General features: G+C 50.8%; 10 protein-coding genes. 4 read left to right on the top strand and 6 right to left on the bottom strand.

Annotated features, from left to right (window positions below; all coding sequences use genetic code 11):
- Positions 1-404: IS66 family transposase (locus tag F557_RS19185; protein ID WP_019001538.1), on the top strand; the 404-nt coding region annotated here is incomplete at its 5' end.
- A gap of 16 nt (positions 405-420) precedes the next feature.
- Here F557_RS19185 and F557_RS0107040 read toward each other — a convergent pair.
- The 6 genes from F557_RS0107040 to F557_RS21115 form a co-directional block, all read right to left on the bottom strand.
- Positions 421-1,356, bottom strand: a complete 936-nt coding sequence (locus F557_RS0107040) for a hypothetical protein (RefSeq protein WP_019001537.1) — start codon at positions 1,354-1,356, stop codon at positions 421-423.
- A 15-nt stretch (positions 1,357-1,371) separates the two neighbouring features.
- On the bottom strand, positions 1,372-1,890 hold the full coding sequence (locus F557_RS0107035; RefSeq protein WP_157617774.1) for a hypothetical protein: 519 nt from the start codon (positions 1,888-1,890) through the stop codon (positions 1,372-1,374).
- Between the two features lie 252 nt (positions 1,891-2,142).
- The gene (locus F557_RS0107030) at positions 2,143-2,535 is read right to left on the bottom strand and encodes a hypothetical protein (protein WP_019001535.1); all 393 of its coding nucleotides are present in this window, start codon (positions 2,533-2,535) and stop codon (positions 2,143-2,145) included.
- A gap of 213 nt (positions 2,536-2,748) precedes the next feature.
- Complete coding sequence (locus F557_RS0107020) at positions 2,749-3,378, bottom strand: hypothetical protein (protein WP_019001533.1); 630 nt, start codon at positions 3,376-3,378, stop codon at positions 2,749-2,751.
- Positions 3,379-3,481: 103 nt separating this feature from the next.
- Positions 3,482-4,456 (bottom strand): DUF1189 family protein, encoded by a 975-nt coding sequence (locus F557_RS0107015; RefSeq protein ID WP_084761533.1) that lies wholly within the window; start codon positions 4,454-4,456, stop codon positions 3,482-3,484.
- Positions 4,457-4,649: 193 nt separating this feature from the next.
- Positions 4,650-5,165 carry a hypothetical protein gene (locus tag F557_RS21115; RefSeq protein ID WP_019001530.1) on the bottom strand — a complete coding sequence of 172 codons (516 nt, stop codon included), beginning with the start codon at positions 5,163-5,165 and terminating at the stop codon, positions 4,650-4,652.
- A 338-nt stretch (positions 5,166-5,503) separates the two neighbouring features.
- Between F557_RS21115 and F557_RS0106995 the strand changes: the two genes are divergently transcribed.
- The 3 genes from F557_RS0106995 (at position 5,504) to F557_RS0106985 (ending at position 9,886) form a co-directional block, all read left to right on the top strand.
- Positions 5,504-6,709, top strand: a complete 1,206-nt coding sequence (locus tag F557_RS0106995; RefSeq protein ID WP_019001528.1) for an MFS transporter — start codon at positions 5,504-5,506, stop codon at positions 6,707-6,709.
- A gap of 87 nt (positions 6,710-6,796) precedes the next feature.
- Positions 6,797-7,258, top strand: a complete 462-nt coding sequence (locus F557_RS0106990; protein ID WP_019001527.1) for a LexA family protein — start codon at positions 6,797-6,799, stop codon at positions 7,256-7,258.
- 327 nt (positions 7,259-7,585) lie between these two features.
- A complete protein-coding gene (locus F557_RS0106985) occupies positions 7,586-9,886 on the top strand; it encodes a S8 family serine peptidase (protein WP_169335173.1) in 2,301 nt (766 codons plus the stop codon).
- The last annotated feature ends 700 nt before the right edge of the window (positions 9,887-10,586 follow it).

Raw genomic sequence — 10,586 nt, 5'->3', positions numbered from 1 at the left:
AAATCATTTCTGAAAGCGAGTCCCCCAAAGGGATATATACGGAAAAATTCATTAAAGCGGTCAAGTACTCTCACAATCAGTGGGAAAAATTCACCAGAATCCTGGATGACGGCTCTATTCCTCTGGATAACTCGGCCGCCGAGAGAGCTATTCGTGACTTTGCCGTGCTGAGACATTCAATGCCCAGCGGATTTGGCTCTATCGAGGGAGCGAAGTCCACTGCTGTGTTTTCATCATTTCATGAAACCTGCAAGGTCCATGGAATCGATCTGGAAGATTACCTTGAATTTCTGTTCAGATATATGGGGATTCACAGAGACGAACTGAAAGATGAATCGCTGTCTGATGAAAGAAGAAATGCTATTCTTGAGCAGGCAATGCCGTGGAAATTTAAGAAGGCCTAAAGTACTGACTTTAGACCTAATACAAGTTGTCCAGAGACTGCGGCACTTCATAGGTGTGATAGAAATACGGAAGAAAAAGATTTTCAAAATATTCCCGGGAATAAAACCGGGGCAGCACGGATTCTCCTTCCGATCGGACAGCTTCAGACTGATCTGCCGCCGAGGAAGCCCCGGAAGGCGTATCCGGGGAAGCGGTTTCGGGATCCGCTGCACTGCCGGAATCAGAAGCCGCTCCCCCGAAAACATTGCCGGAAACAGAACTTTCCAGGGAACTGTCATTATCAGAAACTGCAGCGGAAGAACTTTCCGGAACAGGAGCACTTCCGGACTGGCGTTCATTATCCGCCCCGGAGACAGCGGTATCCGCTCCCGCCGTACCGGCAGATCCGGCTTCTCCTGCGCCGCTGTCCTTTGCAGGCTCCTCTGCTGAAGGTGCCCCGGACTCCCGAAAATCAGAAGGAGCTGCTACCGCAGGATCCGGTGCGGGGGAAGATGCCGGGGCAGGTACGGAAGGTTCCGGATCGGGCGTCTCCGGAATCCGGGAGGCACTGATTTCCACGGCTGCCTCCTGAAGCTCCCTCTCCGGTGCTGTTATGGTTCCGGACTCCACCGCAGCAGCAACAGAATCTTCAGCATTGTCGTCATCTTCAGAAACGGAATCGGCTGTTCCGGACGCCTGTTCCCGGCGGGAATCGTTTATGCTTTTCCACACTGGATTAACGGATGCGAGCGCCTCTGTTCCTTCCTCTCCGGCATGACCGTCCGGTTCCGCTACAGGCTCCTCTGCGACCATAGCCGGCCCGGAATCAGAAACGGACAGCGTTTCCGTACTACCCAGAGACTGAACACCGGTATTGTCGTTTTCAGGCCTAGGAAGCTCTGCGGCAGAAACACCGCCTCCGGGAACTCCGGCAAGAAGCAATGACAGGAAAAACCGCTTTAGGTACCGCATGCAACAATCTCCGCGCTATCTTCCGCAGAGCCCGGGATACAGCGTTATATGATGCATACTTCTGCCGCTGCGGTCATAAAGATCACCCTCCACCCGGCGCACTCTGCTGTATGGCGGCCTGTTCTTTGCAATTTTCCGGCAGTAGTTTTCCATCATTCTGTTCCAGGATCTGTTATACAGAACGGATCTGGCAAAAAGAGGCATTTCGGTATAGATCGGACTGGCCACAGCAGTTACAAACACCACCCCTTCATCGGAGAAATTCACCTCAGTGACGGTTCCGAAATGAAAGTCATAGGGAATTTTGGCAGCATATTTTTTGCGGTAGATAGTCTCCAGCTCCTTCCGGGTATAGAATTTCTGACCGTGAGAGGCCTTTTCGGCTGTCGTGACCTGCCGGGAATTGCCGCCTGACACTGCAGCATGGGAAACTGAAAAAAAGGACATCTGCAGGCTCAGTGCCAGCACTGCCACACCAAGAATCCGTAAAACTCCGAATCTGCTTCTGCCATGCGCATGTAAACCGCCTGTCATCGCTCCCACAACATTCCCCCCGCCCGCAGTTACCCGAAAAAGACTCCCCGAAAACGGAAAACCGTCACTCCCCGGGGCAGCCCCGTCATTATACGGGACTTTTTCTGAAAATAATGCCTAGTCCGCCGCAAACACCAGCTGTTTACGAAATTACGTTTTCATTACCGGGCTTTCCCGGCAATTCCTGCTCCGTGCCGCCTTACAGAGAATATTCTGATTCCGGAAAGAATGCTTTCTTTCCGCTCTGTCTTCCTACCAGCCGTTACTCCGGCAGTGCTCAGTGGTCACATCCACGCTGAACAGATAGCGGGTTCCTTCGTAATAAATGAAACGATAGCTGTCCAGCCGATCCACCATTTTATTCCTGAGATTCCGGTTCTGGCAGATATTCTTAAGCACTCCGTAGGGTGTATGATCTCCGGACGCCCTTTTACTGAGCCGAAAAACATTGGTAATGACACTTCCGGGCCCCGCGGAGATATCATAAAGCTCCACATCCTCGGATACCTTTACCGGAAAACGCCGTCCTTCACGCTCCCGGGGCAGCACGTTAAGAAACAGGTTCTTTTCAGTATAGTGTCCTTCCGGGGTAAAGAGTGCCGGATCCCGCGGTATGTCATCAGCTCGCCCGACACTGTATATCATAAGTATCAGTACCTGCGAAACAAAAAATAATAGTTTTTTATGCATTTTATTTATTACTAAAAAGTCTAATTAATCATACTTTAGTATCTGCCGGAATTCTATCAGAAATCCCCGCCGGAAAACGCCCGGATACCGCAAAAACCGGACATGAGTAACATTATGAAGAAAAATGCCGCCATCCGAAACTCCTTCTGGCCGCTTCCGGAAACAGTTTCACCACATGACATTCTCCAGAGAAAGCTCTGCAGTGTCCCGAGATAATGCCCGTCCTCTGAAATCGGTCCTTAGTCCCCTCCGGATAAAAAGCTCATGCACCTCGTCAGGAAGCCGTCTGTAGGCAGCAATAAAATGCGCCAGCAGGTTGAGAAGCCGGTTATGGGCCCGGGAGCTGAATTCCAGCTGCTGCCAGGAGGTAATAACCCGCGTGCGGCGCAAAAACCGGCGGCAGACTTCCACCCGGTCAAACATCAGCCAGAGTTTCCAGTAAAGGCGCTCCTCGGGACTCCTCAGGACAATTCTCTTCCGGAGAGTCACAGGCACCTCAATATCGCCAAGAAGAAGCTCGAGACCATATTTTCTGATGTGTACATAATACAGCCGGAGCTCCTCTTCGAAGACTGCCGTCAGATCCGGAAGGTCTTCCATAATCAGACTGTCAGCCACAAAATGCGGCCGGAGCCGCGTCCTGAACCCCTGACAGCACCCCCTGGCATCCGGGACAGATTCGCAGTACTGATTCCACAGCAAAACATGAAAAGCCCAGTACGCTGCCTTTCCCATGCGCCGGAAAAGGCCGGCCGCATCACGGGAATAAAACCTGATACTCCTGGTCTTATCGCTCATTTCCCCCTCCCTGCTGACATAGACCTGATCACGGAGAAGATGCTAACCGAAAAATTTCTGCTTAGCGTAAAACAAGCCTTTAAGAGCACCGTATCTATCCCTGTCAGGGACGGAAAAAACCGCCTCCGGAACGATTGCCGGAATCATCGGATCCTTCTCCTGAAGAGGAGTCCCTGCTGTCAGAAGAACTGCTGGAGCTCCCCAGGGAGTTTTTGCGAAAATCCACAGCCGCAAAGAAATTGTAGATCATGGGAAGCATGCCCATATAGGCTCCGTTAAGAGCCACAAAGACTTCCGGACTGTCGATCATAAACATTGATACCGAAAACAGCAGGAGAATAATGGTATTGGCATAGACATTGACCCGGATAACGGTAATCATGGTGGTTCTGACCCCCATGAAATAAAAAATCCCGTAGCCGAAAACCGAGGTAATGGCAATGCTGAAGACCATCTTGAAAACAATGGAGATGAACATGGTAATAAAAATCAGCACCGGCATGAGCGTGCTGCTCAGCACTCTGAGATTTGCAGATACAGTTGCGGCATTAACTTCTGTTCCGGGAAGCATTCCCAATTCACGGTAGGTAATGGCACTGCTGCTGATACCGTTAAAAACGCTTACCTGATTTTTTTCAAAGGTTATATGAAAAACCAGCTCCGGGGCCTTCATGCTGCTAATTTCCCGGGGCAGATCCTCACTGTCTACCATAGCATGTTCAGGATTGAACAAAAGTACCGGAGCTCCTCCCGGTGTCCTTATGGAAACATATTTCCGGTTATCCTGGGACTCCCTGAAAATCACTGCGGGAGACTGCTGCTCCAGAAATTCGAACTCGCCGTCCTTGTTGATGACAAAACCGGGGAAACCGGCCAGTAACTTATTAAGGTCAGTGTTGACGTAGTTTACGGTAACGGAAGTCATATAGACGGTGATCACCAGCGACGCCAGCAGAATCACCTCAAAAAAATACTTGGCACTGACGCCTCTGAAGCGGGATATCACCGACACATAAAAGCGTCTGGAACAGACAGCCAGCACGGGATAATAGAACATCCTTCTAAAGAATCGCTTCATGATGAATCTCGCTTACAAAACACTGCATAACAAACAGTCCGGAAAGGGTCTTGGAATCCACCGGATATGACAGCATATTCTACCTGATTTTCCGGCAGGAGCTTCTTCCGGAAAACAAAAATCCCGGAACACTCGCAACGCTCCGGGACACTGTGAACCAAAAAAGCCTAGGGCACGGCTACCGCAGTGAGAACTACTGCTGTGCGGCCTCTGCAGCTTCCTTGACTTCTGCCTCGGTCATGCCGCCGCCGTAAACAGCCTTCATAATGCGGTCATAGGATTCCGGAAGAGCGTTCATGAACACATCCAGAATAAGTCTCACAACATTGGGATCAAAGGTTGAAGCGGCAGAAGCCTGATCATTGGCAGCACCTGTCAGAAGGTACGGGATGCAGGCGGAAGCAGCCACATCTTCAGCCGGGGAAACGTAGTACTTGACCACCTTGTTCTCACCGTTAAGACGGGTAAGCTCTCTTTCAACAGCCACTCTGTTGCCGTCGTTGACAGCCTTCGGCTCCATGAAGCATCTGATAACAACGTAAGGAGTATCATCGAAAATAACCAGAGTCTGAAGAAGCTTGCCCTTCACATCCAGCAGGGTACGATAAATCACGGAATGAAATTCGTCGTTAGCTTCTTCTGCCGGACGAAAAGCCGTAATCTTGTTGTTTTTGAGCATCGCCTCAAAAAGTTCTGCATTCTTGTTCATTATTAGTTTTCCTGTAAAGTTCAAAAGTCACCATGCATTCATATATGATGATTGTGAGATAACGGCTAATTATGTCCCAAATAGCGCCATAACAAATGAATCATTGTCCTGTAATGTGACATGTACCCTGTTTTTAAACCAGAACGTCCCCTGAAACCGCAGGAACGGCAGGCCCCGCAAATCCGGAAGAGTATCCGGAGCAGTGCCTCACGCCCCATGACAGAGCACTGCCGCCCTCCGCCGGGCCATCCTGCACTCCGCCGCAAAAAGTGATTTACAAATTCCCGTCAAAGCAAAATAATGACATATATCACATTAATTATCAGGGAGACGATATCATGGAACTCTCGCAGCACTTCCGGCGTTACCACGATAACTACCTTTTTATGCTGGGACATCTGGCCACCGACATCTGTCAGGGATCCGTGGGGGCAGCACTGGCAGTACTCCTGGCTGCCGGCTATCTCCATACCAATACTGAAATCTCCATGCTGGTTCTGGCCTCCACACTGCTGTCATCCATTGTCCAGCCTCTGGTGGGAATCATCTCGGATCTCAAGCCCCGGCCCTGGATCATGACCGCCGGCATGGTAACGGCGGCTCTGGGCATGGGCTTTATCGGCTTTACCCACAATTTCATTCTGATGTTCGTCCTTATCAGCATCAGCGGCGTGGGCATTGCCATGTTCCATCCTCAGGGCAGCCGCCTCTGCCATGCCTGCTCACACGAGCACATGGGGCGCGGCATGAGCATATTTTCTGTCGGCGGCAACATCGGTTTTGCCATAGGACCACTGGTAATCTCCCTGGCCACCTTCCTGTTCGGACCTCCGGGCATTGCCGTCATCATGTTTCCGGCCCTCATCATGACCTTCGTGTTCCTGAGAAGAAACCAGCACTATCTGGATCTTACGAATACTGAAAACCGCGAGCTCAAATCACATCCCCGGGAAAGGGAAAGCTATTCCGGCTTTGCCATCCTGACGCTGATGATCTTCTTCCGCTCCTGCGTCTATTTCGGACTTACCACCTTTATCCCGCTCTACTTCATGTCCCGGTTCCGCTGGGAGGTGGGCATGGCCAACGCCAATCTCACCCTCATCGCCGTCTGTTCCGCCCTGGCAACCCTGGCCGGAGGGGTTCTGGCGGATCGCATCGGATTTAAAAAGGTGCTGGCCCTGTCAGCAACCCTGGCAGTCCCTTTTCTTGCAGCCTTCGCCATGACCGACTCCGCCGGAACCGCCGTGGCCTTTCTGATCCCGGCTGCCCTGTTTCTGTACGGGAGTCTCTCCGTATCCATGGTAATGGGACAGAAGCTGCTCTGCAATCACATCGGCTTCGCCTCCGGAATCACCATCGGTCTCGGAATTTCCTTCGGAGGTATTACCTCCCCGCTGCTGGGATATATCGGAGACCATTACGGGCTGGAATACACCATGTGGGCCATTACGGTCTCGGCAGTTATTTCAGCGCTGGTATCCTGGTTTATTCCTGATATCGATGCCATCAGGAGGCAAAAACGGGCAAGCACTTCCGAAAGCTGATAAAATCAGGACATCCAGCCAGCATTGTCCTGACAGCATTGCCGTGACAGAATGACTGGCCTCCGTCCCATTCATTGAGGTTATGCAATGTCTTCTGATAGCAACACCCGGGAACAGCCGTCAGCAAAGCCTGTGGCCCGGATTCCTCCGGAATCCGGAAGAACCCGGCAGCCGCTCCCGCTGTCTCTTGAAAAGATCCCGGCCGGATTTCCTGCTCCGAACGGCGGATATGTTGACGGCAGTCTGGATCTGAACGAATTCTGTATCAGTCATCCGGCCTCCTCCTATATTTTTCAGGTAATCGGGGATTCCATGATCGAGGCAGGAATTCTTCCGGACGACTATCTAGTGGTGGATCGGGCCCGGGAGCCCCGGCATGGCGACATTGTCATTGCCGAAGTCGGACAGGAATTTACCGTAAAATATCTGGAGCTTACCCCGGTTCCCAGACTGGTTCCTGCAAATTCCGCCTACCAGCCGGTAGTCATCACTCCGGATCTGGAATGCGAAATTATCGGCGTGGTGGTGACATCGCTCCGAAAATACTGATGCCCTGGCACAGAATAATGCGGCTCCGGACTGTTCCGTAGCTTCCTGAAAACATTCCATACATGTCCCAACCGGGAGAAAAACTGACCGCAGTAACTGATTTCATCGCATATTCGAAAAAAATTTCGGAAAAACCTCATATTTTATCGGGACTGTTTGAAATCATCCGGCATCCTCCTGTACCATTACCCGGAAAATGCGGCCCTCCTGTCTCCGGGCAAGGCTATCCGCCCTTCAATTACAGGCATCTGCAGTAACAGGGAACTCACCGACCGTCTCAGCCTGACAGCTTCCGCATCCCAATACAAAACATACATGGAGTTTAGTATGAAAAAATCAAAACTGGCCATTGCCGCAACGGAAGTCATCCTGTCAATGCTCCTGCTTTCCGGGTGTCACGGTCATGCAAACCACCATAACGATGAAGAGCATCATAATCCCTCTTTCGGAATTGCAAATGATGGCAATGTTCTGACCGGAGCCCCCTTTTCCATTTACGGCTTCTACACCTCAGACATCACAGCAAAATACGGCCGCATCTACCGGGACGCCGCAGCGCAGTCATCTGGCGGAGCTGTTCAGTCAGGAGATGCCGTCCCGGCTCCGGAAGAATGGCATTACGTGATTTCCGCCGACCTCTTCAAGGACAGAACCCTGACTCTCCCCATCGAGGAAGAATTCACCCTGACCGGCTTAAATGGCGAGACTGTTGTCGAAAAGGTTGTTATCGGAGCTAAAGACAGCAATGTAGGCCCCGTTGATCCGCTGTTCAAGTATCAGTGGCATATCTATAACAACGGTACAGAAAACTTCGGAGTGGAACATGCTCCGGTTGCCGGCATGGACCTTAATGTTATTGAAGCCTGGAATAGTCTGACCGCCATGGGAAAAACCCCGGGAGACGGCGTTCATGTTGCCGTTCTTGACACCCCCGCCGATTTCGCACATGAGGATCTGGAATCCCGGAAATTCGAGGACTCGGATGTTCCTGACACCGCCCGAATCCGCAACATAAAAGGACTTACCCCGGAAGATCTCGCCGAGGATGCCGATGATCTTCACGGTACCGGCGTTTCCGGACTCATCGCTGCTGACGGCACTAACGGAAAAGGAGGAGCCGGCATTGCCTTCAATGCAACTCTCACCTCCTATGCCTTTGACAATTATGAAGACGATGACGATGACGGCGATGATGAGGATGAGGCCGACTACTCCTTTGTTAAGAGCAGTCCTGAAAAAATTCTGGAAATTAAAAAAGAAATTGACCGGCGGATTACCGAAACCTTCAAAATGTCTTCAAAGAAGAATACCGATCTCTTCAACATGAGCCTCGGCTTTGACTATTTAACATACAATTCTCCCGCCGTATGGCAGTACCTGAACAATCTCAGAGACAGCAATATCGCCCTTTTCAAGGCTGCCGGCAATGAATTCGAAGATATTGATGACAGTATTATCGAAGAAGAAAGATACGGCAAATATACCAATCTGGATCGTGAATTCAAAATGACTTCCTCGGTAGAAAGGCATCCCTACACCATTAACGTCGGTGCAGTTAACGCTCAGGGAATCAAATCCAGCTACAGCAGCTCCAGTGCAGATCTCTGGGTGTCCGGTCTGGGCGGAGAAATGGGATATTCCGGCGGTGATGACGATTCCGCGGCACTGGTAACCACCATTTCAAGCTATGCGGCATCCGAATACTCAGATACTGACTGGGATGCCGGCTCTCCTTTCAGAATGCTTCCCAATACCGCTTTTTATACCGCCAAAATGAACGGCACCTCCGCAGCAACCCCTACTATTTCCGGAGTAGGCGCGCTGATATATTCGGCAAAGCCGGACATCACCGTTCCGCAGCTCCGGTACATTCTGGCAGCAACCTCCCGCAACGACGAGGCACTCCCTTCTCTGGCCGTGGATGATTCTGTAACCATCTCGGAAATCGAGGGCGTCAGGGTCAATACCGGATGGCAAACCAACAAGGCTGGCATGCGGCATTCCTCATTCTACGGCTTCGGTCTTGCCGATGCCGGAAAGGCGGTGGAAAAGGCCGGAAGCTGCGACAGCGACAAAAACTGCAAAAAACGCGCCGCACTCCCCGAGGAATTCGTAACGGCGGCTAACAGCTGCAGCTATGCGGATTCTGACAAAAAAAACAAGATTATCTGTACCTTCAAGGGGCTGACGGGCAAAGACGGGGAATCTGAAGCAGGCTCCCTGGAGATAGATGCTCTCAGTGTGAACATTGCCGGCTACAGCTTCATTACCGCAGGCCAGACTCTTCCGTCCTGTACCGGGCTTAATGAGGATCCGGAATCCAGCGAATTCCGGGCCGGCGTGGTCAATGCCAACAATGTCACACAGATTAACCTGACTCATTCCGACACCACGGTAGACGCCGTGCTGAAGCCTTACTATACCGGCTGGGACTACTACGGATCCAATGTCTGGACGGATGAGGCCACGGACGGGGACAATCCTCTGGAAATGCCCGCTGCCGGCTTTTACATGGAGAAGGTTTCCGGAGATACCGCCTTTACCATGACCATCCGGTCGCAGTGCCAGCTGGACGTGGCTGAACTGAACCGCACCGCAAAGGTTACAGTTTACGGCTATGCGGACTAGCAGTGGCATAAAGACTCCCGGTGCCTTCAGAACATAATTTGCCGGGAGCCAGAGGCTGATCTCAGCCCCTGGAACACCAGGAAAAGCCGGCACCGTGCCGGCTTTTTTAATCTCTTCAGCACACTACCGGCCGGGTTAACGGGAACCGGACGAATTTTGCCTGATAACCTGCAAACGTCAACGTGATCAATTCCTCAATTTTCTTGGTTTTATGAAATTTTTATTCCATAGATTATCAGAAATATTTTGAGATGTTAAAGTATGTCTCACCATGTTAGTTAGCAGCAAGCCTTTAAAATAAAAGGTTTTATATCAGTTTTAGCATTACAAACGAAAATGATTTCAAAGCCATGAAAGTATTTTCATTAAATATTTCTGTAATATTTTTACAAAATGCTATTGCGTTTTGTGCGGTATATCACTATCATAAAAATGTGCTCAGCGAGATGAGCAGAACAAATTTCGGAGGAAAACGAAATGAAAAGACTTTTTAACAGATACACCGTAACTGACAGCCGCCTGGCTCCTGTAACCCGCGCCTATTTCTTCAGCTACGTTAAGTAGCAGAGTTCCGGACCGAGAGGAGAATAATCCGGCCCGGTTACCAAAATAACAGGCACTTTGCAAAAGAGGTGAACAAAATGAAAAGACTTTTTAACAGATACACCGTAACCGACAGCCGCCTGGCTCCCGTTACCCG

Origin of the sequence: Succinimonas amylolytica DSM 2873 (assembly GCF_000378405.1) — a bacterium.
GTDB lineage: Bacteria > Pseudomonadota > Gammaproteobacteria > Enterobacterales > Succinivibrionaceae > Succinimonas > Succinimonas amylolytica.
Note: the sequence above shows the minus strand (reverse complement) of the source record. Positions and strands in the feature narration are given on the sequence as shown.

Coding starts and splice junctions, on each gene's coding strand:
- F557_RS0107020 (WP_019001533.1), bottom strand. CDS start 3,378: ATGAGCGATAAGACCAGGAGTATCAGGTTTTATTCCCGTGATGCGGCC.
- F557_RS0107030 (WP_019001535.1), bottom strand. CDS start 2,535: ATGATATACAGTGTCGGGCGAGCTGATGACATACCGCGGGATCCGGCA.
- F557_RS0106990 (WP_019001527.1), top strand. CDS start 6,797: ATGTCTTCTGATAGCAACACCCGGGAACAGCCGTCAGCAAAGCCTGTG.
- F557_RS0106995 (WP_019001528.1), top strand. CDS start 5,504: ATGGAACTCTCGCAGCACTTCCGGCGTTACCACGATAACTACCTTTTT.
- F557_RS0107040 (WP_019001537.1), bottom strand. CDS start 1,356: ATGCGGTACCTAAAGCGGTTTTTCCTGTCATTGCTTCTTGCCGGAGTT.
- F557_RS0106985 (WP_169335173.1), top strand. CDS start 7,586: ATGAAAAAATCAAAACTGGCCATTGCCGCAACGGAAGTCATCCTGTCA.
- F557_RS0107015 (WP_084761533.1), bottom strand. CDS start 4,456: ATGAAGCGATTCTTTAGAAGGATGTTCTATTATCCCGTGCTGGCTGTC.
- F557_RS0107035 (WP_157617774.1), bottom strand. CDS start 1,890: ATGACAGGCGGTTTACATGCGCATGGCAGAAGCAGATTCGGAGTTTTA.
- F557_RS21115 (WP_019001530.1), bottom strand. CDS start 5,165: ATGAACAAGAATGCAGAACTTTTTGAGGCGATGCTCAAAAACAACAAG.